Genomic DNA, 24,141 nt, shown 5'->3' on the forward strand with positions numbered 1-24,141 from the left:
TTTCTTCTTTCCCCTCGGGGCCTCGCTTTTTTTTGCCTGTTTCAGGACCGCTGAGGTGATGGTTTGTCCCTTCCCTGTCCCCTCTTCCTTTTGTGCGGAAGGGCAGCAGGCGCCTGGGGCGTACGGTCGGCGAGCATCAGACCTGAAGTGCTTCGGGCCTGTCCGCGGGGCGCTCGGTTTCCCGCGTCCCGGCAGCCGCCTCGGGGGACTTCGTGCGGTCGGCGAGCTTGAGCCAGACGACCCCGACGATGATGACCGCCAGCCAGGCGCCCTTGGCCACGGTGAGGCTCTCGTCGAAGAAGAGCGGGCCGAAGACCGCGGCGCCGACCGCGCCGATACCCGCCCAGACGGCGTAGCCGATGCTCACGTCGATCGAGCGCAGGGCGAGGCTCAGTGCGTAGAGCGTCAGCAGGAAGAACACCACGGCGACCAGGGACCAGGTCAGGCGGGTGAAGCCCTCGCTGCCGCCGACGGCGAGCGCGTACCCGATCTCGAAGGCTCCGGCGAGGAGGAGCATGAGCCAGGCGTTGGCGGAGCTCCGGGCTGCGTTGGACATGGGAGATGAGTCCTCTCGTGGGGATGTCGTCAGGTGGTTGCGGGGTTGCACAGAATGCGAGGCCGGGAGGTCTGCTCCGGGCTCAGGCGGAACCGCTCAGCTGCAGGCCGACGACGCCGCCGATGACGAGGACGATGCCGATCGCCTTGTTCCAGGTCAGACGCTGGCCGAAGAACAGCGCTCCGAGGAGGGTGATGCCGACGCCGGCGACGGACGTCCACAGGGCGTAGCCGACGCCGACGTCGAACTTCAGCAGCGCCCTGCTGAGGAAGAAGGTCGCGGCAGCCCCGCTGAGCAGGGTGATGGCGGTCCACTTGCGGTTCTTGAAGCCTTCGGCCTTTCCGGCGGCGATGGCGACCGTCACCTCGAAGACGACGGCGATCGCGAGGTAGAGCCAGTGCATGGGGGGTCCTTCCGTGCGGTGAATGGTGGTGAGTGGGGGTGAAGGGCGTCGTACGACGATGCGGGGAGGCGGGAGCCCTGGGCTGTCGGGGCTATCGCCGGGCCCGGCTCATGGTGAGGTAGTCCTGGAAGGGCTGCTCTGCTTCGGGCAGTCGCAGCGCCGTGACCTGGAAGGGCCAGTTCTCCGGATCCTCGGCGAAGAGGGAGTACGAGCTCGTGTAGTCGAAGCCGTACCGGGCAGCGGTCCTGCGGTCGGCGGCGTGCACGACATGGCCGATGCCGGCGTACAGCGCCGCCATGTAGCACAGGGCGCAGGGTTCACCGGAGGCGATCAGAGTGGCTCCTGCCGCGGCGCGGACCCCGTGCTTGGTGGTGGCCTCCCGGAGGGCGACCACCTCGGCGTGAGCGGTCGGGTCGTTGTCCTCGCGGACTCGGTTGAAGCCGGTCCCCAAGATCCGTCCGCTGGTGCCCACGATCACGCCGGAGAAGGGGATTCCACCCTGCGCGACGTGCTCGCGGCTGATCCGGATCGCTTCGTGGACATGGTCCATCAGTTCGCTGTCGTGTGTACGCATGAGCAGTTCGTCTCCCGAGTTGCCCTGAGCCTGGCATACCATTTGCCTGCACATGCAAGCATATGTAGGCAAGAGGCCGCCTTCAGAAATCTCAGCTTAGGGCATTTATCTTGTATGTGCATGCACTAACTGTCAAGCGTTCACATGGGAACGGGCGTTGGCCAGTGTCGCCAGCGGCTCGATCAGCCGGGGGTCGAAGGGCGTCGGGACCGTGCCCGCGGCGACCCTGCGCGGCAGGTCGGGGTTGGCCAGCGCGCCTCTGGCGATCGCCAGGACGTCGGCGTGCCGCTCGTCCAGGATGCGCCGTGCCAGCGCGTCCCGGTGCAGCCCGCCATTGGCGATCACCGGAAGTCCGGTGACGGCCCGGGCGAGCCCGGGAAGCGTCGGCCCGTGCGCAGGCCAGTCCCGTCCTCTTCCCGCGAGATGCAGATAGTCGGCCCCGGCCGCGGCAGCCGCCGTGAAGACGGCACGCGCCTCGGCGTCACCTCCCGGCCATCGCCACGAGGGATTGTTGACCTTCCCCTGGGAGAGGCGGACACCGACCGTGAAGCCGGGCCCGGTCGCGCCTTTGACCGCGGCTGTCACTTCCCGTACGAGCCGGGAGCGCTCCTCGGCACCCCCTCCGTATTCATCGGTGCGCAGATTGGTGTAGGGGGTGAGGAACTGGTCGAGCAGGTAGCCGTTGGCCGCGTGGATCTCCACGCCGTCGAAGCCGGCGCCGCGGGCGCGGGCCGCGGCGGCGGCGAAGCCCTGGACGGCTTCGCCGATCTGGCGGCGGGTCATCTCCATCGGTACGGGCCAGCGGCCGCTGCCGCGGTACTTGGTCAGCTGCTCACCGAGCGGCCGTACCGCCGAGGGGCCCACGGTCCGGTCGCGGAACCGGTTGCCCTGCGCCACGGCCCCGGCATGCATCAGCTGCAGGATGACGCGCGCCCCGGCGGCATGGACCCGGTCGACGACCGGCCGCCAGGCAGCGGCCTGCGCCTCGTCCGCGATGCCGGGCTGGTGCAGATAACCCTGGCTGAAGGCGGTGTCGGTGTAGGTCCCTTCGGTGATCAGGAGTCCGAAACCGCCCTCGGCGAAGGTCTCGTAGTACTCGGCCATCTCCGGCGCGGCCCGGCCGTCCTCGGTCGCGGAGACCCGGGTCATGGAGGCGAGGGCGAATCTGTTGCGCAGCTCCATCCCGGCGAACCGGCAGGCGGTGAGGGCGGGGTGGGCGCCGTGCACCTCAGCAGCTCCCGTCGATACCGCAGGCGGCGCCGTAGGCGTCTTCCTCGGCCTGCTGCGCCTGGGCGTCGAGGATCGCCTTGCGCAATTGGGCGGGGCGCGCGACGCCTTCGATCCGGGTGTCACCGATGAGGAAGGTGGGAACCACCCGCACCTGGTGGGCCGCCGCCTCACGCAGGGCCTCCTGGTGCTTGGCGCGATGGGTGCCGTTCTCCAGCGCGGCCCGGAACCCGGCTTCGTCCAGGCCGATCTCGCCGGCCAGGGCGGTGAGGACGTCGAGCTGTCCGAGGTCCTGGTTCTCCTGGAAGAAGGCACGGAACATCCGCCGGTTGTAGGCGGTCCCCAGGCCGTGCTCGGCCGCGTACTGGTAGCCCTCGAAGGCGAGGGCGGTGTAGGGCTGGGGGGACACGTCGGGGAGCTTGATGTCGACCCCCAGGCGGCGGGCCATGGGGTAGACGGCGCTTTCCCAGATGGCGGGCAGGTAGTCGTCCTCCGGCCGAAGGGTGGGCTGGGGATGGGGCCGCAGCTCGAACGGCATCCACTCGATCTCCACCTCGGCGCCGACATCGTTGACGGCCTCTTCGAGAGGGCCTTCGGCCAGCATGCAGAAGGGGCAGACGTAGTCGGACCAAATCTTGATCTTCACGGGGGCAGCCATGCGCCGACTCCAGGTGAGTGATTGTGCAAGCAATAATATCCCCCTGACAGTGCGTCCGGAGGATGGAGGAGCGGGAAAAGGTTGCAGGATCATGCACTTTGATGTCAAGTCCCCTGCGCCCCGCGGAGGCGAGGCGGTGGGCAGGGAGGACCGTTCGGAAACGGCGGCGCGATCAGATCGGCAGCCGGTAAACCAGAAGCCGTCTCCGAGCCTGGGTGAAACCCCGGCTGGGAGACGGCAGTCCAGGTACTGGACGTGCACCGGGCACGGCGAGTCAGTCGCGTAGCACCGGGATGATGTGCCGGCCGTACTCGTCGATGGTGGCCGCCTTCGCGTCGTGCATGTCGTAGACGGCGAACTGGTCGACGCCGAGGGCCCGCAGGGCCCGCAGCTTCTCGATGTGCGCCTCCGCCGGACCCAGCAGGCAGAAGCGGTCGACGATCTCGTCGGGGACGAAGTCCGTGGACGGGTTCCCGGCCCGCCCGTGGTGGCTGTAGTCGTAGCCCTGGCGGGCCTTGATGTACTCGGTCAGCTCGTCCGGGACCATCGCGGAGTGCTCGCCGTAGCGGGAGACGAGGTCGGCGACGTGGTTGCCGACCATGCCGCCGAACCAGCGGCACTGGTCGCGGGCGTGCGCCAGGTCGTCGCCGACGTAGGCCGGCGCCGCGACGCAGATGGTGATCGCGGCCGGATCGCGGCCGGCGGCCGCGGCTGCCTCCCGCACCGCCTTGATCATCCACTCGGTGAGGTACAGGTCGGCGAGCTGGAGGATGAACCCGTCGGCCTTCTCCCCCGCCAGCGCCAGCGCCTTGGGGCCGTACGCGGCCATCCAGACGGGCAGCCTGCCCTCCCGGATCCAGGGGATGCGGATCGGGTTGCCGTCGACGACCGCCTCCCGGCCCTCGGCGAGGTCCCGGATGACGCCGATGGCCTCGCCGAGCCGGGCCAGGGTGTTGGGTTTGCGCCCCGCGACCCGCATCGCCGAGTCGCCGCGGCCGATGCCGCAGACGGTGCGGTTGCCGTACATGTCGTTGAGGGTGGCGAAGGTGGAGGCGGTGACCTCCCAGGTGCGGGTGCCGGGGTTGGTGACCATCGGGCCGACGTGCAGCTTCTGGGTGTTGGCGAGGATCTGGCTGTAGATGACGAAGGGCTCCTGCCACAGCACGGCCGAGTCGAAGGTCCAGCCGTAGCGGAAGCCGTTGCGTTCGGCTCGGCGCATGAGGCTGACGACCTCGGAGGCGGGCGGGTCGGTCTGCAGGACGAGGCCGAAGTCCATGGGCGGCTCCTTGCGTGGGCGGTGCGGCGTACGGGTACGGGGCGGCGTACGGGTGCGGGGTGCGGGGTGCGGTCTACAGGTACTGGCAGGTGGAGCGGGGCACGAAGGCCCCGTGTCCGGCGCGTCCGGTGAACTCGCGCCGGTCGATGACGAGTTCGCCGCGGGAGAGCACGGTGTCGACGCGGCCGGTGACCCGCTTGCCCTCGTACGCCGAGTAGTCCACGTTCATGTGGTGCGTCTGCGCGGAGATGACCTGCTCGGCGTGCGGGTCGTAGAGCACGATGTCGGCGTCCGAGCCCGGGGCGATGGTGCCCTTCTGCGGGTAGAGGCCGAACATCCGGGCCGGGGTCGCGCAGGCGATCTCGATCCAGCGGCGGCGGGTGATGTGCCCGTCCAGGACCGCCTGGTGGAGGAGGTCCATCCGGTTCTCCACGCCCGGGAGGCCGTTCGGGATCTTCGAGAAGTCGCCGCGGCCCAGCTCCTTCTGCCCCTTGAAGCAGAACGGGCAGTGGTCGGTGGAGACCACCTGGAGGTCGTCGGTGCGCAGGCCCCGCCACAGCGCGGCCTGGTGCTCGCGGGGCCGCAGCGGTGTCGAGCAGACGTACTTGGCGCCCTCGAAGTCCGGCTCCGCGAGGTTGTCGGTGGACAGGAACAGGTACTGCGGGCAGGTCTCCCCGAACACCGGCAGGCCCTTGTCGCGGGCGGCCGCCAGCTCGGCCACCGCCTCCTCCGCCGAGACGTGGACGACGTACAGCGGGGAGCCCGCGACGCGGGCCAGCTGGACCGCCCGGTGCGTGGCCTCGGCCTCGAGCAGCGCCTTGCGGACCTCGCCGTGGTGGCGGGGGTCGGTCTCCCCGCGGGCGAGGGCCTGTTCGACGAGCACGTCGATCGCGATGCCGTTCTCGGCGTGCATCATGATCAGCCCGCCGTTGCCGGAGGCCCGCTGCATGGCGCGCAGGATCTGCCCGTCGTCGCTGTAGAAGACCCCCGGGTAGGCCATGAAGAGCTTGAAGGAGGTGATGCCCTCCTCGACGAGGAGGTCCATCTCCTTCAGGGTGCCCTCGTTGACGTCCGAGAGGATCATGTGGAAGCCGTAGTCGACGGCGCACTTGCCGTCGGCCTTGTCGTACCAGGCGTCGAGCCCCTCGCGCAGGGCGCGGCCCACGCTCTGCACGGCGAAGTCGACGATGGTGGTGGTGCCGCCCCAGGCGGCGGCCCGGGTACCGGTCTCGAAGGTGTCCGAGGCGAAGGTGCCGCCGAAGGGCAGCTCCATGTGGGTGTGGGCGTCGACCCCGCCGGGGATGACGTACTTCCCGGTCGCGTCGAGGACGCGGCCGGCGCCGGCGGTCCAGCTCTCGGCGGTGTGGGAGCCGTGCGCGGCGAGGGCGGTCACCCGGCCCTCCTCGACCAGCACATCGGCGTGGAGCTCGTCGGCGGCCGTGATGACGAGGCCGCCGCGGATCAGGGTGCGGATGGACATGTGCGGCGCCTCCCGGCTACACGATGCTGCGCAGGGCCCGTTCGATGATCTCGGCGCCCTCTTCCGCCTCGGCGACGGTGAGGGACAGCGGCGGCGCGATGCGCAGCACGCTGGTGTTGTGCCCGCCGCCCTTGCCGAGCAGCAGGCCGCCTTCGCGGGCGGCCTCCAGGACGGCGGAGGCCGCGTCCGGGTCGGCCTGGTCGGTTCCGGGCCGGGTCAGCTCCACTCCGGCCATCAGGCCCCGGCCGCGTACCTCCCGTACGGCGGGCACGGTGGCGGCGATGGCGCGCAGCCGCTCCAGGAGCAGGCCGCCGACGCGGCGGGCGTTGCCCTGGAGGTCGTGCTCCAGCAGGTAGGCGAGGTTGGCGAGGCCGGCGGCCATGGTGACCGGGGAGCCGCCGAAGGTGGAGATGGAGTTGGCGTCGAGGCAGTTCATGATCTCGGCGCGGGCGACGACGCCGCCGATGGACATGCCGTTGCCGATGCCCTTGGCGAAGGTGAGCATGTCCGGCGGGCCGCTGCGGGCGTGCGCCTGCCAGCCCCAGAAGTGCTCGCCGGTACGGCCCCAGCCGGTCTGCACCTCGTCGCTGATCCAGAGGATGTCGTGCCGGTCCAGCACCTCGCGGAAGGCCCCGTACAGGCCGTCGGGCGGGGAGGTGAACCCTCCGACGCCCTGGATCGGCTCGGCGATCAGGGCGGCGACGGAGCCGCGGGCCTGGCCGAGCACGTCCTCGAGGTCGGCGACCGCGGCCGCGGTGAACGCCTCGTCGGACAGCTCGGCGAAGGGGCCGCGGGTGCGGACCGCGCCGTGGACGTAGTAGGTCTGGAGCGGCGAGAGGCTGGTCGGGGACCAGCCGCGGTTGCCGGTGATGCCGACGGTGGAGAAGGACCGGCCGTGGTAGCTGTTGCGCATCGCCAGGATCTGGTTGGAGCGGCGGTACGCGGTCGCCAGCAGCAGGGCGGTGTCGTTGGCCTCGGTGCCGGAGGTGGTGAAGAAGACCCGCGCCTCGGGGATGCCGGACAGGGCGGCGATCCGCTCGGCCAGTTCGACCATCGGGCGGTTGAGGTAGAGGGTGGAGGAGTGGATGAGCCGTCCGGCCTGCTCGGTGACGGCCTTGGTGACCTCGGGCAGGGCGTGGGCGGTCATCGTGGTGAGGATGCCGCCGAAGAAGTCGAGGTAGCGGTTGCCGTCGGCGTCCCAGACGTGGCGGCCCTCGCCGTGGGTGAGCTCGATGGGGCGGTCGTAGTAGAGCGCGAGCCAATCGGGCAGGACGGAGCGGTGGCGGCTGATCAGGGGGATCGGGTTGGTCACGGCTGAACGAGCCCTCCGTAGGCGTCGGGTCGGCGGTCGCGGTAGAACGCCCATTGGGTGCGGACCTCTTCGATGAGGCCGAGGTCGAGGTCGCGGACGAGGAGTTCCTCCTCCTTGTCGCCGGCCGTCTCGCCGACGAACTGCCCGCGCGGGTCGACGAAGTAGCTGGTGCCGTAGAAGTCGTTGTCGCCGTACTCCTCCCGGCCGACCCGGTTGATGGCGGCGACGAAGTACTCGTTGGCGACGGCCGCGGCGGGCTGCTCCAGCTGCCACAGGTGGGCGGACAGGCCGCGGTGGGTGGCGGACGGGTTGTAGACCAGCTGGGCGCCGGCCAGGCCGAGGGCCCGCCAGCCCTCGGGGAAGTGGCGGTCGTAGCAGATGTAGACGCCGACCTTGCCGACGGCGGTGTCGAAGACGGGCCAGCCGAGGTTGCCGGGGCGGAAGTAGTACTTCTCCCAGAAACCCTTGACCTGCGGGATGTGGTGCTTGCGGTACTTGCCGAGGTAGCTGCCGTCGGCGTCGATGACGGCGGCGGTGTTGTAGTAGAAGCCGGAGTCCTCGATCTCGAAGACCGGTGCGACGATCACCATGCCGGTCTCGCGGGCGAGGTCCTGCATCCGGCGGACCGTCGGCCCGTCGGGGACCGGCTCGGCCCAGCGGTAGTGCTCGGGCTCCTGGACCTGGCAGAAGTAGGGGGAGTTGAACACCTCCTGGAAACCGATGATCCGCGCGCCCTGGGCGGCCGCCCTGCGGGCGTGCTCCTCGTGTTTGGCGATCATCGACTCGGTGTCTCCGGTCCAGGTGGCCTGGACGAGTGCGGCGCGGACGACTTGGGCCATGAGCTGCTCCTCGCGACGGGAACGCCGACTTCTACGCACGTAGACGGTGCGTAGGGAGTAGAACGTAGGCCCCGTCACACCGCGGGGCAAGACCGCCTTGCACTGATGGCGCAGTCGGTCGAATTGGGTCACGAAACGTTTGTTTTCGATCGAGTTCGATGTGTGGCGGACAGGGGTCGGCGCTCAGGATCAGGAAGCGAAGAGCCTGGCGACGCGCAAGGCGTGTACGAGGTCGCGATGGCGCCCGGCGGACACGGCCTCGGCGGCCCTGAGCAGGCGCGGGACGAACCACTGCGGGTCCCGGCGGGCCAGGCGGGCCGCGTCCTCGGCGGTGCGGACCCGGACGAAGGCGCCGAGGACGGCGTCGGCCTCGCCGGAACGCCCGGCCCCGGCCAGGACCAGGGCCGCCTCGGCGATCTCGGCGGCGGGCCGGGACACGCCCTGGCGCAGCAGCGCCTCGCAGTCGGCGTGCCGGCCGGCCGCGCCGAGGGCCGCGGCCACCGCCGCGAGCCGCTCCGGCGGGAGCGAGGCCGCCTCCCACAGCAGGGTGGCCCAGTCGGCGGCCAGCCCGGCACGGGCCAGCTCGGCGGCGAGGTCCGGCAGCAGCCCGGGCGGCCAGGCGGCGGCTTCGCACAACAGCACATGCGCCTCGCCGCCACGCCCCTGCGCCCGCAGGGTGATCAGCTCGGCCACCGTGCCGCGGACCCCCCGCCCGCCGGGCCGTGCCGCCCCGGCCCCCTGCGGCTGCGGATCCGGCTCCAACTCCGGATCCGGCTCCGGCTCGGGGTGCCCGCCCGCGGCCCGGCCCAACGGGGCCGCGGGGGCAACGTCCTGCAGCTGCGGCTCGGGCCGCCCGAACCGGGCGCCGCGCGGCGGGCTCACCGCGGAACCGGCGTCCTGCGCCCGAGGCTGCGGGTGCGGCTGCGGGTGCGGCTGCGGTTCGAAGTGCCCGAAGCGGGCGCCGCGCGGCGGGGCGGCGGGGCCGGCCGGGTGCCCGGGCGGCGGGGTGAAGGGCGTCGGCCCGGGGGCCGCCGAGCCGGCGTACCGCGCCCCTCCGGCCTTGCGGGCGCCGCCCCGCAGCCACCGCCCCTCGGCCCGCCGCACCCTGCCCGGCGTCTCGCCACCGGAGGCCGGCCCGGGGTCCCCGCCCGGCCCCTCGTGGGACTCCCGCCCCGTATACCCGCCCCGCGCACCACCGTCCGAGGCACCCCGGGATGCACCCGGCCGCCCGTCGCCGCCGACCTCACCGGACTCCCGGCCGGCGTACCCGGCCGGCGCCGCTTCGGCGGAGGTCCGCCCGGGGTCCCCGCCCGGCCCCTCGTGCGGCTCCGGCCCCGGGTGGCCGCCCTGCACATCGGCAGCCTCGCCGGGTGTCCCGGTGCGGCCCGCGCCTGCACCGGGTTCCCCGGACGGCGGTTCGGCAGGGGGCGCGGCCGGCGCATGGGCACGTTGGCGGGGTACCGCGGGAAGCGGGTCGGGGGCGGCGGCCAGGGCCGTCAGGCGGGCCGTGAGGTCCTCGTGCCGGGATGCGGCCCGGGCCGCGTCGTCCCGGAGCCAGGCGAGCTCCCCCGCGACCGCGTCGGCCTCCGCCCGGTCCGCCGCGGCGGCGAGCCGCGCCGTCAGGCTCCGTGCCGCCGCCTCCGCGGCCTCCCGCTGCCCGGCTGCGGCCGCGATCAGGACCTGTAACTCCTCGGCCCCGCCCGGCAGCCGGTCCCACGCGGCGGCGGCTTCCGCCCGGAGCCGGGCCGCGTACTGCGTCTCCCGCGCCGCGAACTCGGCCCCCCTCGCCTGCGCGAGATCGCCGAGCAGCGACTCCACCACGTCCCACGGCGGCATCGCGGCCCCGTCCAGGCAGGCCCGCAGCCCCTCCGGGTCCCGGCGCAGGAACTCCCCGTACCACCCCGCGCCCGGGTCCAGTCTCTGCGTCAACCCGCGTAAGTATCCCGAGAGTTGCGTGATCACCAGCGAAGCCGCCGTCTCCATGCCTGCATGGGAACCCACGGGTGTTACAGGCGGGCTACGGGAAGCTCAAACCTTGACGGCGATCCCCGTGTGCGGGCGCCGCCCGAACCGGACCAGCGCACCCGGCACGTCCACCGACCAGAACTGCCAGGTGTACTTCCGCGACATCAGCCGCCGTACCCGCTTCAGCCCGGCCCCGTCCAGCAGCCGCGCCCGGCCTTCGAGCACCGGCGCCCCGGGCGCGACCCGCCCGCGCACGTCGCACGGGGAGAGGGCGACCCGCCCGTTGTTCCGGATCCGCTTGACCTTCCACGAGTCGGACCGCGTCCAGATGTACAGCTCGCCGCCGTCGGCCACGGCCCACACGGGTGTCGCGACGGGCGTGCCGTCCTTCCGGAAGGTGGTGAGGCTGACGTACTTCGCCCGCCCGAGCTCTTCAAGGGTCATCCTTCGAGGCTACGGCACTGCGCGCGGCCGCCCTCGGGCGGCGGGCCCCTCGCCCTGGCGGGGCAGTTCCAGCCGGACGGAGAAGGTGTGCGCCGCGGAGTGCCCGCCGGGGTGCACCGTGGCGAGGGGGTGCCCGGGGCAGCCCCGGGTGCCGAAGAGCCGGACGGTCGCGGGGCTGTCGTTGTGCAGGTGCACGGCCGGGGCGTCGTGGAGGGCCGGCAGGTCGATGCACACCCCGCTCTCCGGGGCCCGGAGGAGGTCCGCGGCCGGATGCCCGTCGCCATCGGTGTACGCGTAGAGCAGTTGACCGGGCACGGGATGCGCATCGGCCGGGCCGACGGCGGACAGGAGCAGGAGGGAAGCGGCGGCGGCGATGCCGGCCGCGGCGGCGCGGTCTTGCATGCCGTGCAGCGTAAGAGGGCTCTGGCCTGCCGAAACGCTTCATCCCGGCCTGAGGAGCGGCCATTCACCCGAATGCCCGCGGTTCCCTGTGCCCGTCCCCGCCGCGTCATCGGGCCATGGCCCTCCCGGCGGGGGCGGCCGGCGGCGCGGCCGGGCGGCGCCCCGGGTCGGCGGCCCTGCCGTCGGGGACGGCGCAGGCGGCGATCAGCAGGCCGCCCGCCAGGAGGGCGCCGAGGAGTGCGAGTCCGAGTCGTTCGGCTGCGTTGCTGGCTGACACCCCTTCACGTTGCCCCGCGTCCGGCCGTCGGCCCCGCCGATTGCGCCGTTCGGCACGCACGGCCGCCCGAACGCGGGGCGGCGGGCACCGGAACGGGCCAGAACGGCGCGGAACGGGTGCGGACCGTCAGGCGGGGACGAGCGCGCAGCGGCGGATGACGTCGTCCAGCGAGAGGCCGAGCGCCTCGGCGAGGGCGGCCACGGTGAAGAAGGCCGGGGTGGGCGCGCGGCCGGTCTCGATCTTGCGGAGGGTCTCGGCGGAGAGCCCGGCGGTCGCCGCGACCTCGACCATGCTGCGCCCGCCGCGGGCCTCGCGCAGCAGGGTGCCGAGGCGCTCGCCGCGCTCGCGCTCTTCGGGGGTGAGGGGGGTTCGGACCATGGGCCCATCGTACCGGCCGCCCCAACAATCATCCCGGTATAGTTTTACCGGTATAGATTTACCGGTATAGTTATTGGCATGGTTGAGATCAAGACGGAACAGTCGATCAACGAGATGCGTGCCACGGGCCGGGTGGTCGCCCAGGCCCTGGCCGCCGTACGGGATGCCGCGCGCGTCGGGGTGTCCCTGCTGGAGCTGGACCGGGTGGCCCGCGCCGTCCTCACCGGGGCGGGGGCGTCCTCGCCCTTCCTCGGCTACCGGCCGCAGTTCGCTCCGGTCCCCTTCCCCGCGGTGATCTGCGCCTCCGTCAACGACGCGATCGTGCACGGCATCCCGGACGGCAGCCGACTGCGCGACGGCGACCTGGTCAGCATCGACTGCGGGGCGCGGCTCGGCGGCTGGGCCGGGGACGCGGCGGTCAGCTTCACCGTCGGCCGCCCCCGCCCCGCCGACCTGCGGCTGATCGAGACGGTCGAGGCGGCCCTGGCGGCGGGTATCGCCGCCGCCGTGCCCGGCAACCGGATCGGCGACATCGCGCACGCCGTCGGCACGGTCTGCCGCGCGGCCGGATACGGCATACCGGAGGGCTTCGGGGGCCACGGCGTGGGCCGCAGCATGCACGAGGACCCGTCCGTGCCCAACGAGGGCCGGCCGGGGCGCGGCATGCGGCTGCGCCCCGGCATGGTCCTGGCGATCGAACCGATGGTGACCGCGGGCGGCAGCGACGAATACGGGTGCGACGGGGACGGCTGGACCCTGCGGACCCTCGACGGGAGCCGCGCCGCGCACGCGGAGCACACGGTCGCGATCACCGCCGACGGCCCGAGGATCCTCACCGCGCTGTGACCGGGCGGGCCGCCCGTCCGCCCGGCCGACTGCCTGCCTGCCTGTCTGCCGGGCGGACGCGCCGACGGGCCGACGGGCCGCGGCGTGCTACGGCCTGCCGTGCGGGTGGACGGCCATCGCCGAGCCCCCGCCCCGCCGGGTCTTCTCGGCGGCCGCGAGCCAGCGCCCGTCCGGGAGCCGCTGGACTCCGGTGACGGCGCCGATCTCCGGGTTCTGCCGGAACGCGTGGCCCAGTGCCTCCAGTTGGCCGCGCAGCGGGCTGTTCCACAGGGCGGGTTCCAGCTCGGTGGTGGTCTGGTTGCGCTGGCTGGCGCGCGGCGCGGCGATGGCGTCGACCAGCGGCAGGCCCCGGTCCAGGTGTTCGGTGAGGGTCTGGAGGACGGTGGTGATGATGGTGGCTCCGCCCGGCGAGCCCACCGCGAGGACCGGCCGGCCGTGGTCCAGCACGATGGTCGGGGACATGGACGAGCGGGGCCGCTTGCCCGGGCCGGGCAGGTTCGGGTCCGGGACCCCGGGTACCGCCGGGGCGAAGGAGAAGTCGGTCAGCTCGTTGTTGAGGAGGAAGCCGCGGCCGGGAACGGTGATCGCGCTGCCGCCGGTGGACTCGATGGTCAGGGTGTACGAGACGACGTTGCCCCAGCGGTCGGCGACCGTCAGGTGCGTGGTGTTCTCGCCCTCGTACGTGGTCGGCGCGGCCGGGCCCGCAGTGGCGCAGGGCTTCGGGTGGTACGGGTCGCCGGGGGCCACCGGGCTGGTCAGGGCCCGGTCGGGGTTGATCAGGCAGCCGCGCGAGTCGGCGAACCGCTGCGACAGCAGCTGGCGCGTGGGCACCTGCTCGAAGGCCGGGTCGCCGACCCACCGGCCCCGGTCGGCGAAGGAGATCCGGGAAGCCTCGATGAAGCGGTGCAGGTACTGCGCCTCGGAGAGGGCGCCCAGGTCGGTGCGCTCCAGCATGTTCAGCGCCTCGCCGACGGTGGTGCCGCCGGAGGAGGACGGCGCCATGCTGTAGACGTCGAGCCCGCGGTACTCGACCCGGGTCGGCTCCTGCCGCTTGGTCCCGTAGGCGCGCATGTCCCGGGTGGTCAGGTCGCCGGGCCGGACGGTGCGGGTGGCGGCCGGGTCGACGGGGGGCTTGCGGACGGTGTTGACGATCTCGTCGGCGAGCGGCCACCGGTACAGCGCTCCGGCGCCGTTGCGTCCGAGTTCGGCGTACGTGGCCGCCAGGTCCGGGTTCTTGAAGGTGGAGCCGACCACCGGCAGGGCGCCGCCCGGCAGGAACAGCTTGCTGGTGGCCGGGAAGTCCTTGAAGCGGGCCTCGTTGGCCTCGGTCTGGGCGCGGAAGGTGGCATCCACGATGAACCCGTCGCGGGCCAGCTTCTCGGCGGGCTTCAGCAGCTTGGACAGCGGGCGGGTGCCCCATGCGTCCAGAGCGCTCTGCCAGGTGGCGGGCGTGCCCGGGACGCCGACCGAGAGGCCGCTGGTCTGGGCCTCGGCGAACGGGATGGGCACCCCGCGCTCCTGGAAGAGCCCGGCGGTGGCCGACGCGGGCGCGGTCTCGCGGCCGTCGATGGTCTGCACCCGGCGGGTCCTGGCGTCGTAGTGGACGAAGTAGCCGCCCCCGCCGATGCCGGCGGAGTACGGCTCGGTGACGCCGAGCGCGGCGGCCGTGGCGACGGCGGCGTCCGTCGCGTTCCCGCCCGACCGCAGGACCGCGATGCCGACGGCGGTGGCATCGGGATCGACGCTGGAGACGACCCCGCCGTGGCCCACGGCCACCGGCACCTTGGCGGGAGGGCCGTCGGCCTGCGGGGGCGGGCCCGCGGCACCGGTGGACACGAGCGCCCCGGTGAGGGCGGCGGCCAGCGCTAAGTGGCGTGGAGCGGGACGACGCATGGCGTACCTCCGGTCGACGGCCTGTCAGGCCCCCTGCGACAGGGCTGCGGTCGGCACTGTAACTTCACCGCACCCCCCGCGTCAGGGGAAATGGGCCGGGGCTAGCATCCGGCGCATGAACGACGACCTGCGCAACATCGTGCTCGGGGTGGCGGCCACCGCCGTCAGCGGCGGCTTCGGCTGGTTCACGCGGACCCTTCTGTGGCGCCGCGCACTGCGCCGCAAACAGGCGTTCTTCGGCCTGCCCACCGGTTCGGACTGCCTGTTCGTGGTCAACCGTAAGCCGGACGCCGATGCGTGGTCGGTACACCGTAACGACGCCTTCGCGCTGCTGGAGATATCGGCCCTGATCAAGGACTGCGGCGCGAACCTCCAGCTCGTCTCCCACGACGCGGTCCGCCAGGGCGTCGGCGAGCGCACGGAGTTCTGTGTGGGAGGCCCGACCTCGAACGCACGAACGGTGGCCCACCTGTCCTCCATGCTGCCGGGCGTCCGGGTCGGCGCGTTCGAGGAGCCGGAACCGGACCGGTTGGCGATCCACGTCGGTGAAGAGGCGTACCGGTTCGACAAGGGCCGGGTGGAGCACGTGCTGCTGGCCCGGGTGACGACCGGTCCGGGAACCCGCCCGGTGTTCCTGATATCCGGGCAGACGGCGATCAGCAACCAGGCGGGCGCCCGGTACCTGGCCCGCAACCACCGGGAGCTGGCCCGCAAGTACCGGGGGAACTCGTTCTGCGTCGTACTGAAGGTGACCAACTCCGACGCCTACGGCCCGGACGTGACCGAGCTGCTGGCGGACGTCACCGGGCCGGCCCGGACACCCGCAGCGGCAGACGCGTGATCCCGTTGATGAAGTTCGACACCAGGCGGCGCGGCGGGCCCGCGAGTTCCGGCGCGGGCATGCCCGTCCGCCACTCCTCGTGGAGGATGCGCAGCTGGAGCCGGGCGAAATGGGCGCCGAGGCAGACGTGCGGGCCGTCCCCGAAGGAGACGTGCGGATTGGGGTTCCGGCCGAGGTCGAGGCGGCCGGGGGCGGAGAACACGCGCTCGTCGTGGTTGGCGGAGGCGTGGAAGACCACCACCTTGTCCCCGGCCCGGACCGGCTGACCGGCGAGCTCGGTGTCGACGGCCGCGGTGCGGCGGAAGCTGAGCACGGGCGGGTGGACGCGCAGGAGCTCCTCCACGGCCCGGCCGGCCGGCACCTCCCCGGCGGCCAGCCGCCGGTACTCGTCCGGGGCCTGCGCGAGGGCGAGCAGCCCGCCGGGGGCCGCGCTGCGCACGGTGTCGTTGCCCGCGACGGTGAGCAGGAAGAAGAACATCTCCAGCTCGGCCGGTTCGAGTCCGGCCTCGGCGAGGGAGGTCATCACGTCGTCGCCCGGGTGGCGGCGCTTGTGGGCGGCCAGTTCGCGCGCGTAGCCGAACATCTCGCCCAGCAGCGCCGGTGAACGGGGGTTGAGCGGTGTGCCGTCGGGGCCGCGCAGGGGTTCGGGCGCGTCCTCGGGATCCTGGTAGCCGATGACCCGTACGGTCCACTCCAGCAGCAGGGCGCGGTCGCCGGGCGGGATGCCCAGCAGGTCGGTCAGGTTCAGCAGCGCGTACTCGTCGGTGACGGCGGCGACCACGTCGGCGGCTCCGTCCTCGGCCTTTCCGCGGGCGTCGGCGAGCAGGGTACGGGCCCGCTCCCGGACCCGGGCGGCGAAGGCGTCGACGCGGGCGGGGGTGAAGGCGCGGGAGACCAGCCGGCGCAGCCGGCCGTGGTCCGTGGGGGTCTCCCCGGGCCCGCAGGGCCCGGGGGAAGGATCCTGGTTGAGCATGGTGCGGCGCAGGAAGGGCAGGTCGGCCGGGTCGGGGTCGCGGATCTGGGTGGCGCCCAGCCAGGAGGAGTACGCGGCGTGGTCGCGGAGCACGCGGACCACGTCGGCGTGCCGGGTGACCGCCCAGAAGCCGGGTCCGGCCGGCCAGCCCTGGATCTCAGGCTCGTCCTGCCAGGCCACCGGGTGCCGCTCGCGCAGCAGTCGGTAGCTCGCGTGCGGGATGCCCTCGGCGTAGATGCGGGGGTCGAAGACGTCGGGGAGGCCGGCTTCGGGCTGCGGGGACGCGGGATGCATGCGCCCACGGTGGCGGCGCGGGCCGTCCCCCGCAAGAGGCCGCCCCCGGCACGGGGCAGCCGGGGCCCCGCAGCTCGGCGCCCGGTCGTGTCCCAGGGCGGTGGTGGGCGGTGTCTACCGCCGGCGGCCCGCCCGGCGCCGCAGGGAGTCCGAGAGATCGGTGATCTCGGTCAGGCGCAGCGGCCCGGCGAGGAGGACGACGACGAGGGCGATCACCGCGGTTCCCGCGCCGGCCGCGGCGAGGTCGCCGAGGCCGGACCGGTCGGCGGCGCGGGCGGCCGCGTACCCGGCGGCGGCGGCCGGCAGGGCGGCGGCCAGCAGCCGCAGGTGGGTGCCGAGCGCGGTGGCGGGGACCGCTCCGGGGCCGCTGCGGCGCGGGCCGAGCCGCCGGGCGAGGACGCACGCGGTGACGGCGAGGCCGGCGAAAAGGGCCACGGAGTAGGCGGCGGCCATGCCGGTGACGGACCAGCGCGGGGGCAGCAGCAGGTAGGCGGCGGCCGAGAGCCCGGCGTTCAGCCCGGCGATGACCAGGTTGAGGAAGAACGGGGTCCGGGTGTCGGAGAGGGCGTAGAAGCCGCGCGAGAGGACGTACTGGCCGGAGAAGGCGATCAGGCCGGGGGCGAACGCCACGAGCATGCCGGCCATGGCCTCGATGTCGGCGGCGCCGGTGCGGCCGTACCCGAAGACGCTGCCCATCACCCAGGGGGCGAGGGCGGCGAAGAGCGCGGCGGCCGGGACGACGAGGGCGGCGCTGGAGCGCAGCGCGTACGACACGTCGCGGCGGACCGCGGCGAGGTCGCCGTCGGTGGCGGCGGCGCTCATCCGGGGCATGAGGGCGGTCACGAGGGAGACGGTGATGATGCCCTGCGGGACGATCCACAGCTGGTAGGCGTTGCTGTAGGCGGTGTAGCCGGCGCCGCCCGCGAGACCGGCTTCGACGGCCTGGCGGCCGGCGGTGGTGGACAGCCGGGTCACGACCCAGTAGCCGATCTGGTTGGTGAACACGAGCATCACCAGCCAGCCCGCATTGCGCAGCGGGCGGGCCAGGCCCTGGCCGCGCCAGTCGAAGCGGGGGCGCCAGCGGAAGCCGGCGGCGCGCAGGGCGGGGATGAGGGCGAGGGCCTGGACGACGATGCCGGCGGTGGTGCCGAGGCCGAGGAGCCGGGTCTCGCCGGCGGTCAGCCCCTGCCCGCCGTGGTGGGAGAAGTACAGGAAGAGGCCGAAGACGCCGATGATGACGAGGTTGTTGAGGACGGGGGTCCACATCATCGCGCCGAACCGGCCGCGGGCGTTCAGCACTTGCCCGAGCAGGGTGAACAGCCCGTAGAACAGGATCTGCGGGAGGCAGTAGCGGGCCAGGGCGACGGTGGTCCCCGCCTGGCTGCCGGTGTACGGGGTGTACGCGGCCACGAGCAGCGGCGCGGCCAGCACGGCGGCCGCGGTGAGCAGCAGGAGCACGGCCGTGCAGGCGGTCAGCAGCCGGTCGGTGTAGGCGGCGCCGCCGTCCTGGTGCTCCTTGGCGGCGCGGACCAGCTCGGGCACGAAGACGGCGTTGAGGGCGCCGCCGACGAGCAGCATGTAGATGATGTTCGGGACGGTGTTGGAGACGGCGTAGGCGTCGCCGAGCAGCCCGGTGCCGAGCGCGGCGACGACGACGGCGGAGCGGACGAACCCGGTGGCGCGGGAGACGATCGAGCCGGCGGCCATGAGCGCGCCGCTGCGCAGCACCGAGGACTTGGGCGCTGCCGCGGCGGGCGCCCCGGCACCGCCGGGCGCTTCGGGTGCGGCGGGCGCGGCGGGCGCGGCGGCCGTCACCGGCGGGCCAGGTAGGTCTGGAAGGCCTGGAAGGCCTTGCACAGCGCCGTGTTGGCATGTCCGTCCAACGGGATCTCCCACTCTCCGAGCGTCTCGACGACGTGCCCGCCGGTACCGAGCTTCCAGCGCAGCAGTCCGAATGGGCGTTCGGCGGGGTCGAGAGTGGAGGGTACCCCGCGCCTTCGTATGCGTCCGCTCCGAGGGCATGCGCGTCGCGCATCATGTGCCACTGGAGGGCGTTGCGGGGCCTACCGGGCGAAGTATTTGCGGGTGCCGGGGAATTGGCGGTACCGCACGAGCGCGGCTCCGGTGGTTTCCCCGTCGGAGTGGTGCCATCCGACCGTTTCCGAGCACCCGCCGGAGGCCCTTTTCCCCGGCCCGGGACGGGCACTGGAGAAAATTGCATTCCGGTTCCGGGAAAGAAAGGAGCGGTGTTCGGCTGTCGGCAGGGAACGGAACTCTGGCTCCCGGTTCCGGTCACGGCTCCGGCCGTGGTCCCGGCGCTGGTCCCCACCGTGGCCCCGGCCCTGGTACCGGTGCTGGTGGCGGGCGGGGGCCGCGAGCAGCGCGCCTACGGCGGATCGGCCTTCCTGCACGTCCGGCGCGGGTCGTACGGGACTCTCCCAGGGGTCCGTGACGGATCTGCGCGGCGTTTGTGACAGAACGATGACCGTTTCGCTGCAGTCCATGCCACCAGCAGAAAGTCCGAATCTTTTCGGCGGATTGTGCAACCCGGAGTCGCCCTGTCCGCATCTCCCCATCCGGACGACCGTTGCTTTGGAGGGATTTCGTTGAGCCGCACACGCCGTTTCGCACACCGCCGCCACGCCATGCTGGCGGGCACCGCACTCATGGCCGCAGCGCTGACCGCCTGCGGAGGCGGCGGCGAGGTCATCGGCAAGGCGGAGCCGAAGAAGAACAAGCCGGACATGGCGATCTCCGTGAACCTCGCGGGCGACCAGGCCAAGCCCGGCGAGCCGGTGAAGGTGACGCTCGCCGCGGGCAAGTTCGCCCAGGTGAAGGTGTCCGACGGCAAGGGCGGCGAGCTGCCCGGGAAGATAGCCGACGACGGCCGGACCTGGACCTCGGAGCGCAATGCGGCGCCGGGCACGGACTACCGGGTCGAGGCGCAGAACACGGACAGCCAGAGTGCGAACGCCCAGTTCAAGACGGCGGCCGCGGACAAGGTGAACAAGGTCACGATCATCCCCGGCAAGGGCGGCACGGTGGGCGTCGCCCAGCCCGTCTCGCTGGTCTTCGACAACCCGGTGAAGAACAAGGCCGAGGTGGAGAAGCACCTGAAGGTGACCACCTCGAACAACACCGAGGGCTCCTGGGGCTGGTTCAAGGACTACACGGGCAACGACCGCGTGGACTGGCGGCCGAAGGAGTACTGGAAGTCCGGCACCGAGGTGAAGGTGGAGATGAACCTCAACGGTGTGGACTCCGGCCAGGGCGGCGGCTACTTCGTGCGCGACTACGACACCAACTTCAAGATCGGCAAGGACCGCCGGCTCCAGGTCGACCTCGACAGCAAGCGGATGTCGGTGGTCGAGGACGGCCAGACGGTGAAGACGATCCCGGTCTCGGCGGGCACGCCCGGCGGCAAGAAGGCCTCCTGGTCCGGGAAGATGGTGCTGATGACCAAGGAGGGCACCATCCGGATGGACTCCCAGACCGTGGGGCTGGGCGACTCCTACGACAAGATGGTCGACTACTCGATGCGGGTGACCTGGTCGGGCATGTACATCCACGCCGCGCCGTGGAACTCCACGTACTTCGGCCGGACCAACGCCAGTTCCGGCTGCGTGGGGATGAGCGACGCGGACGCCAAGTGGCTGTTCGACTCGTCCCAGGTCGGCGACGCGGTCGAGGTGACGGGAAACGGCTCCAAGGGCAAGGCGGACATCGGCAACGGGTACGGCGAGTGGAACCTGTCCTGGGACGAGTGGAAGGCCAAGAGCGCGCTGAACGGCGCCGCCCAGAACGGCTGACCGGCAACAACCGCTCCGCCACGGCGGACGTGGCCGCCGCGGACACCGCGACCTCACCGGGAATTCGATCAATCGTTACCACCGCGTAACCCACTGATGGGTTACCCAGGGTAAGCAACTCCGGTTACCGTCGGGTTACTTCGACATCGGCGCATGCAAGGAGCCCACGATGGTCCGCACCCCCACCGCGGCGGCCGTGGCGGCCACCCTGACCGTGGCCGCCCTGGGCCTGACCCCCCAGCAGGCCTGGGCGGCGGCCTCCGCCCCTTCCCCCACCGGCTCTTTAGCCACCGCGTCGGCGGGCTCGCCCGAGCTCGCCTTCCACGACATCCCGGGTTCGGGCGGTACCACCCTCAAGGGCAACGTGTTCACCCCGGCCCGCGCCGAGGCCGGCCGCACGTACCCGCTGATCGTGCTGCCCGGCAGCTGGGGCATGCCCCAGATCGAGTACATCGCCCAGGCGAAGAAGCTCGCCGACTCCGGCTACATCGTGGTCAGTTACGCCTCCCGCGGCTTCTGGCTCTCCGGCGGGCAGATCGAGGTGGCCGGCCCGCCCGACGTCGCCGACGTCTCCGCCGTCATCGACTGGGCCCTGGCCCACACCCCCGCCGACCCCGGCCGCATCGGCGTGGGCGGACTCTCGTACGGCGCGGGCATCAGCCTGCTCGCCTCCGCGCACGACCCGCGGATCACGACCGTGGTGGCGCTCAGCGGCTGGGCCGACCTCATCGAGTCCATCTACTCCGGCCGCACCCAGCACCTCCAGGCCACCGGCCTGCTCGGCGCCGTGGGCCACGCCACGGGCCGCCCCGGCCCCGAACTCGACCGGATCCTCGCCGACTTCATGAACTCCCGCCTGGACCGGGAGCAGGAGATGATCGAGTGGGGCCGGGTGCGCTCGGCGTCGGAGCAGGTCGACCGGATCAACGCCAACGGCACCGCGGTCATGCTGGGCAACGCCTGGGGCGACACCATCTTCCCGCCCAACCAGTACGCCTCCTTCTTCGAGAAGCTGACCGGCCCCAAGCGGCTGGAGTTCCGCCCCGGCGACCACGCCACCGCCGAAGTCACGGGCCTGTTCGGGCTGCCCAACGACACCTGGACCAACGCCCGCCGCTGGTTCGACCGCCACCTCAAGGGCGAGCGCAACGGGGTGGACACCGAGGCCCCCGTGCAGATCAAGACCCGCAGCGGCGGGGGCTACGAGGGCTACGCCGACTGGAAGTCGGTCGGTGCGGCCGGCACCGAGAAGCTCGCCCTGAACGACACCGAGCACCTGTTCACCGGCGTCAACACCGGCGCCGACGGCGGCGTCGTCCTCCTCTCCAGCGCCCTGGACCAGTTCGCCAAGATCCCGCCGATGGCCTCCGTCCCGCTGCTGCCGCGCACCTTCGCCGCCGTCTGGCAGTCGGAGCGGTACGGCAGCGACAAGCACGTCCGCGGCACGGCCCGGCTGCACACCACCGTCACGCCCACCAAGTCCGACGGCACCTTCATCGCGTACCTGTACGACGTGGGCCCGCTCGGCATCGGCAAGCTGGTCACCCACGCCCCGTACACCTTCCACGGCAAGACCCCGGGCCGCGCCTTCGGCGTGGACCTGGACCTGTTCTCGACGGCGTACGACGTCCCGGCCGGCCACCGGATGGCCCTCGTCATCGACACCGTCGACCCCCTCTACGCGGAGTACAACCCCTTCGGCGCCCAGCTCACCTTCACCTCCCCCACCACGGACCCGTCCTATGTGGCGGTCCCGCTGCGCTGAGCTCAGTGCCTGAGGATCTTGGAGAGGAAGTCCCTGGCGCGGTCGCTCTCGGGGGCGGTGAAGAACTGCTCCGGGCTGCGGTCCTCGACGATCACACCGTCGGCCATGAAGACGACGCGGTTGGCGGCGGAGCGGGCGAAGCCCATCTCGTGGGTGACCACGACCATGGTCATCCCCTCCGCCGCCAGCTGCCGCATGACCTCCAGCACCTCGTTGATCATCTCCGGGTCGAGGGCGGAGGTGGGCTCGTCGAAGAGGAGGGCCTTGGGGTCCATGGCCAGGGCGCGGGCGATGGCCACCCGCTGCTGCTGGCCGCCCGAGAGCTGGGCGGGGAACTTCTCGGCCTGGTCGGCGAGGCCGACGCGCTCCAGCAGCTCCCGGGAGCGCCGGTCGGCCTCCGCCCTGCCGCGCTTCCTGACCTTGATCTGTGCGAGGGAGACGTTGGCCAGGACCGTCTTGTGCGCGAAGAGGTTGAAGGACTGGAACACCATCCCCACCTCGGCGCGCAGCGCGGCCAGGTCCTTGCCCTCGGCGGGCAGCGGCCGGCCGTCGAGGGTGATCGTGCCCGACTCGATGGTCTCCAGGCGGTTGATGGTCCGGCACAGGGTGGACTTGCCGGAGCCGGACGGGCCGATGACCACCACCACCTCCCCGCGGCCGACGGTGAGGTTGATGTCCTTCAGGACGTGCAGCTTCCCGTAGTGCTTGTTCACGTCCCGCAGCTCGATCAGCGCGTCGACGGCCATGACCTGCCCGCCCCCTTGTTCCACAGTGTGCCGAGGTCGGGCTCAACTATCCGGGCCACGGCCCCACTTCGTGCGCCGACACGCCCGGGGCGGACGCTCCGGGGGCGGCTTCCGCGGACGGCCAGGCCTCGGGGAGGGTGTAGTGCCAGCCCTCCCGCCAGCCGAACGGGGCGTCGACCAGGTCTTCGATCGAGGCGCCGTGCAGGAGGCAGTCGAGCGCCCATTTGTTGGCCGAGTGGGAGATGAGGAGGACGCGCTGTCCGCTGCGGGCGGCGGCCAGGTCGCGGAGGAAGTCCGCGGTGGCCCCGATGACCTGGCGGTAGCTCTGGCCGCCGGGGAAGGGGGTGTCGATGTGCCGGGAGCGGCGGCCGGCCAGGTCGGCCACCGGGCAGCCGTTCAGCGCTCCGTAGTCGCATTCCCGCAGCCGCGGGTCGCGGTGCACGGGGACGGGGCTGCCGGCGAAGGCGATCCGGGCGGTCTCGACTGCCCGGTGCAGGTCCGAGACGAAGACGGCCGCGAGACCGTCGTCACGGCGGCGTTCACCGAGCTCGGCGGCGAGGCGCCGGCCCGCCGCGGAGAGCCTGCCGGGCAGCCGGCCGGTGGCGATGCCCCGTTCGTTGTCCTCGGTGAGCGAGTGGGTCTCGAAGACGATGTCCACGGCCATACGGGCTCCGTTTCCGATTCCGGTGCCGGTCCTGAGCGGCCTCCCCGAGGCCGCTCAGACGCCTTCGGAGGCCTCGGCGTACACCTGGGAGAGCTCGGGGGATCCGGTCATCGCCCAGGACACCCCGCACTCCACCACGTTCAGCTCCCGGCCCGAGGCCAGCACGATCACCGGCTGCCCGTCCGGGCGCACCTGCCAGCTCGTGCCCGGTCGGGTCCGGATGATCACCGTGCCGAGGTAGAGGCCCGCGTCGTTGCCGAGCCAGGGCGCGAGCTCGGGGTCCCGGCGCCAGCGCGGCATCAGCTGGTCCAGCGCCTCCAAGGAGGCCGGGGTCTCGTCGAGTTCGAGTCCTGCCGCGCGGGCCTGGGCGCGCAGCATCTCGCATTCCGAGAACAACTCGCCGATGCCTTCGGGGTCCTGCGCGAGGGCGGCGGCGAGTCCCGCACCCCGTTCCGTGTCGTTCCGGTTGAGCCAGTGGTCCAGGAAGGGGATGTTCATACGGCCCAGCCTGGCACCGCG

At 72.4% G+C, this 24,141-nt stretch carries 24 protein-coding genes and 1 pseudogene; 4 read left to right on the forward strand and 21 right to left on the reverse strand.

The window, feature by feature from the left end; all coding sequences use genetic code 11:
• Positions 1–136 precede the first annotated feature (136 nt).
• The 14 genes from AC068A_RS07765 to AC068A_RS07830 all read right to left on the reverse strand — a co-directional run bounded on the left by AC068A_RS07765 (position 137) and on the right by AC068A_RS07830 (position 11,791).
• Complete coding sequence (locus AC068A_RS07765; protein ID WP_478582167.1) at positions 137–556, reverse strand: DMT family transporter; 420 nt, start codon at positions 554–556, stop codon at positions 137–139.
• Positions 557–638: 82 nt separating this feature from the next.
• A complete protein-coding gene (locus AC068A_RS07770; RefSeq protein ID WP_360630012.1) occupies positions 639–959 on the reverse strand; it encodes a DMT family transporter in 321 nt (106 codons plus the stop codon).
• A 91-nt stretch (positions 960–1,050) separates the two neighbouring features.
• Positions 1,051–1,533: a nucleoside deaminase gene (locus AC068A_RS07775; protein WP_478582172.1), complete on the reverse strand. Its 483-nt coding sequence runs from the start codon at positions 1,531–1,533 to the stop codon at positions 1,051–1,053.
• 132 nt (positions 1,534–1,665) lie between these two features.
• Positions 1,666–2,760 (reverse strand): oxidoreductase, encoded by a 1,095-nt coding sequence (locus AC068A_RS07780; protein WP_478582175.1) that lies wholly within the window; start codon positions 2,758–2,760, stop codon positions 1,666–1,668.
• A 1-nt stretch (position 2,761) separates the two neighbouring features.
• A complete protein-coding gene (locus AC068A_RS07785) occupies positions 2,762–3,418 on the reverse strand; it encodes a DsbA family oxidoreductase (RefSeq protein ID WP_478582177.1) in 657 nt (218 codons plus the stop codon).
• Positions 3,419–3,692: 274 nt separating this feature from the next.
• Entirely contained in the window at positions 3,693–4,694 is a 1,002-nt protein-coding gene (locus AC068A_RS07790) for a TIGR03842 family LLM class F420-dependent oxidoreductase (RefSeq protein WP_478582179.1), read from the reverse strand.
• Positions 4,695–4,767: 73 nt separating this feature from the next.
• On the reverse strand, positions 4,768–6,174 hold the full coding sequence (hydA, locus tag AC068A_RS07795; protein WP_478582182.1) for a dihydropyrimidinase: 1,407 nt from the start codon (positions 6,172–6,174) through the stop codon (positions 4,768–4,770).
• Positions 6,175–6,190: 16 nt separating this feature from the next.
• Entirely contained in the window at positions 6,191–7,486 is a 1,296-nt protein-coding gene (locus AC068A_RS07800; RefSeq protein ID WP_478582185.1) for an aspartate aminotransferase family protein, read from the reverse strand.
• Positions 7,483–8,325 (reverse strand): nitrilase-related carbon-nitrogen hydrolase, encoded by an 843-nt coding sequence (locus tag AC068A_RS07805; protein WP_478582187.1) that lies wholly within the window; start codon positions 8,323–8,325, stop codon positions 7,483–7,485. The genes AC068A_RS07800 and AC068A_RS07805 overlap by 4 nt, the downstream gene beginning before the upstream one ends.
• 189 nt (positions 8,326–8,514) lie before the next feature.
• Positions 8,515–10,254 (reverse strand): hypothetical protein, encoded by a 1,740-nt coding sequence (locus tag AC068A_RS07810; protein ID WP_478582190.1) that lies wholly within the window; start codon positions 10,252–10,254, stop codon positions 8,515–8,517.
• A 99-nt stretch (positions 10,255–10,353) separates the two neighbouring features.
• Positions 10,354–10,734: a PPOX class F420-dependent oxidoreductase gene (locus AC068A_RS07815; RefSeq protein WP_478582193.1), complete on the reverse strand. Its 381-nt coding sequence runs from the start codon at positions 10,732–10,734 to the stop codon at positions 10,354–10,356.
• Positions 10,735–10,743: 9 nt separating this feature from the next.
• Positions 10,744–11,136, reverse strand: coding sequence for a hypothetical protein (locus AC068A_RS07820; RefSeq protein ID WP_478582196.1), 393 nt, complete (start codon positions 11,134–11,136; stop codon positions 10,744–10,746).
• Positions 11,137–11,242: 106 nt separating this feature from the next.
• The gene (locus tag AC068A_RS07825) at positions 11,243–11,413 is read right to left on the reverse strand and encodes a hypothetical protein (protein WP_478582198.1); all 171 of its coding nucleotides are present in this window, start codon (positions 11,411–11,413) and stop codon (positions 11,243–11,245) included.
• 126 nt (positions 11,414–11,539) lie between these two features.
• Positions 11,540–11,791, reverse strand: coding sequence for a helix-turn-helix domain-containing protein (locus AC068A_RS07830; RefSeq protein WP_385680245.1), 252 nt, complete (start codon positions 11,789–11,791; stop codon positions 11,540–11,542).
• Positions 11,792–11,869: 78 nt separating this feature from the next.
• Between AC068A_RS07830 and map the strand changes: the two genes are divergently transcribed.
• Positions 11,870–12,637 (forward strand): type I methionyl aminopeptidase, encoded by a 768-nt coding sequence (gene map, locus AC068A_RS07835; RefSeq protein ID WP_478582203.1) that lies wholly within the window; start codon positions 11,870–11,872, stop codon positions 12,635–12,637.
• 87 nt (positions 12,638–12,724) lie between these two features.
• On the opposite strand, the gene ggt is transcribed toward map, so the two are convergent.
• The gene (gene ggt, locus AC068A_RS07840; protein ID WP_478582206.1) at positions 12,725–14,530 is read right to left on the reverse strand and encodes a gamma-glutamyltransferase; all 1,806 of its coding nucleotides are present in this window, start codon (positions 14,528–14,530) and stop codon (positions 12,725–12,727) included.
• 115 nt (positions 14,531–14,645) lie between these two features.
• On the opposite strand from ggt, the gene AC068A_RS07845 reads away from it, so the two are divergent.
• Positions 14,646–15,371, forward strand: coding sequence for a hypothetical protein (locus AC068A_RS07845; protein WP_478582208.1), 726 nt, complete (start codon positions 14,646–14,648; stop codon positions 15,369–15,371).
• Here AC068A_RS07845 and AC068A_RS07850 read toward each other — a convergent pair.
• The 3 genes and pseudogenes from AC068A_RS07850 to AC068A_RS07860 all read right to left on the reverse strand — a co-directional run.
• On the reverse strand, positions 15,331–16,638 hold the full coding sequence (locus AC068A_RS07850; RefSeq protein ID WP_478582210.1) for a cytochrome P450: 1,308 nt from the start codon (positions 16,636–16,638) through the stop codon (positions 15,331–15,333). The two genes, AC068A_RS07845 and AC068A_RS07850, sit on opposite strands and share 41 nt — an antisense overlap.
• Before the next feature lie 114 nt (positions 16,639–16,752).
• Positions 16,753–18,453: a murein biosynthesis integral membrane protein MurJ gene (gene murJ / locus AC068A_RS07855; RefSeq protein ID WP_478582213.1), complete on the reverse strand. Its 1,701-nt coding sequence runs from the start codon at positions 18,451–18,453 to the stop codon at positions 16,753–16,755.
• Positions 18,450–18,703 (reverse strand): annotated as a pseudogene (locus AC068A_RS07860) (peptidoglycan bridge formation glycyltransferase FemA/FemB family protein); the annotation flags it as partial. The pseudogene AC068A_RS07860 and the gene murJ, both read right to left, overlap by 4 nt.
• A gap of 541 nt (positions 18,704–19,244) precedes the next feature.
• On the opposite strand from AC068A_RS07860, the gene AC068A_RS07865 reads away from it, so the two are divergent.
• Together AC068A_RS07865 and AC068A_RS07870 are read left to right on the forward strand one after the other, a co-directional pair.
• The gene (locus AC068A_RS07865; RefSeq protein WP_478582216.1) at positions 19,245–20,447 is read left to right on the forward strand and encodes a L,D-transpeptidase; all 1,203 of its coding nucleotides are present in this window, start codon (positions 19,245–19,247) and stop codon (positions 20,445–20,447) included.
• 169 nt (positions 20,448–20,616) lie between these two features.
• Positions 20,617–22,212 carry a CocE/NonD family hydrolase gene (locus AC068A_RS07870; protein WP_478582218.1) on the forward strand — a complete coding sequence of 532 codons (1,596 nt, stop codon included), beginning with the start codon at positions 20,617–20,619 and terminating at the stop codon, positions 22,210–22,212.
• Positions 22,213–22,214: 2 nt separating this feature from the next.
• Here the strand turns inward: AC068A_RS07870 and AC068A_RS07875 are convergent, their stop codons facing one another.
• From AC068A_RS07875 to AC068A_RS07885, 3 genes are read right to left on the reverse strand one after another with little or no spacing between them, the layout of a single operon-like run.
• Positions 22,215–22,958, reverse strand: coding sequence for an amino acid ABC transporter ATP-binding protein (locus tag AC068A_RS07875; protein WP_478582221.1), 744 nt, complete (start codon positions 22,956–22,958; stop codon positions 22,215–22,217).
• Positions 22,959–23,004: 46 nt separating this feature from the next.
• Entirely contained in the window at positions 23,005–23,622 is a 618-nt protein-coding gene (locus tag AC068A_RS07880; protein WP_478582224.1) for a histidine phosphatase family protein, read from the reverse strand.
• Between the two features lie 54 nt (positions 23,623–23,676).
• Positions 23,677–24,120 (reverse strand): DUF6278 family protein, encoded by a 444-nt coding sequence (locus AC068A_RS07885; RefSeq protein WP_478582227.1) that lies wholly within the window; start codon positions 24,118–24,120, stop codon positions 23,677–23,679.
• Positions 24,121–24,141 lie beyond the last annotated feature (21 nt).

It is taken from the genome of Streptomyces sp. NPDC043854 (assembly GCF_056436005.1).

Coding starts and splice junctions, on each gene's coding strand:
- hydA (WP_478582182.1), bottom strand. CDS start 6,174: ATGTCCATCCGCACCCTGATCCGCGGCGGCCTCGTCATCACGGCCGCC.
- AC068A_RS07820 (WP_478582196.1), bottom strand. CDS start 11,136: ATGCAAGACCGCGCCGCCGCGGCCGGCATCGCCGCCGCCGCTTCCCTC.
- AC068A_RS07875 (WP_478582221.1), bottom strand. CDS start 22,958: ATGGCCGTCGACGCGCTGATCGAGCTGCGGGACGTGAACAAGCACTAC.
- AC068A_RS07880 (WP_478582224.1), bottom strand. CDS start 23,622: ATGGCCGTGGACATCGTCTTCGAGACCCACTCGCTCACCGAGGACAAC.
- AC068A_RS07790 (WP_478582179.1), bottom strand. CDS start 4,694: ATGGACTTCGGCCTCGTCCTGCAGACCGACCCGCCCGCCTCCGAGGTC.
- AC068A_RS07830 (WP_385680245.1), bottom strand. CDS start 11,791: ATGGTCCGAACCCCCCTCACCCCCGAAGAGCGCGAGCGCGGCGAGCGC.
- AC068A_RS07775 (WP_478582172.1), bottom strand. CDS start 1,533: ATGCGTACACACGACAGCGAACTGATGGACCATGTCCACGAAGCGATC.
- AC068A_RS07785 (WP_478582177.1), bottom strand. CDS start 3,418: ATGGCTGCCCCCGTGAAGATCAAGATTTGGTCCGACTACGTCTGCCCC.
- AC068A_RS07850 (WP_478582210.1), bottom strand. CDS start 16,638: ATGCATCCCGCGTCCCCGCAGCCCGAAGCCGGCCTCCCCGACGTCTTC.
- AC068A_RS07845 (WP_478582208.1), top strand. CDS start 14,646: ATGAACGACGACCTGCGCAACATCGTGCTCGGGGTGGCGGCCACCGCC.
- AC068A_RS07765 (WP_478582167.1), bottom strand. CDS start 556: ATGTCCAACGCAGCCCGGAGCTCCGCCAACGCCTGGCTCATGCTCCTC.
- AC068A_RS07815 (WP_478582193.1), bottom strand. CDS start 10,734: ATGACCCTTGAAGAGCTCGGGCGGGCGAAGTACGTCAGCCTCACCACC.
- map (WP_478582203.1), top strand. CDS start 11,870: ATGGTTGAGATCAAGACGGAACAGTCGATCAACGAGATGCGTGCCACG.
- AC068A_RS07870 (WP_478582218.1), top strand. CDS start 20,617: ATGGTCCGCACCCCCACCGCGGCGGCCGTGGCGGCCACCCTGACCGTG.
- AC068A_RS07885 (WP_478582227.1), bottom strand. CDS start 24,120: ATGAACATCCCCTTCCTGGACCACTGGCTCAACCGGAACGACACGGAA.
- ggt (WP_478582206.1), bottom strand. CDS start 14,530: ATGCGTCGTCCCGCTCCACGCCACTTAGCGCTGGCCGCCGCCCTCACC.
- AC068A_RS07770 (WP_360630012.1), bottom strand. CDS start 959: ATGCACTGGCTCTACCTCGCGATCGCCGTCGTCTTCGAGGTGACGGTC.
- AC068A_RS07805 (WP_478582187.1), bottom strand. CDS start 8,325: ATGGCCCAAGTCGTCCGCGCCGCACTCGTCCAGGCCACCTGGACCGGA.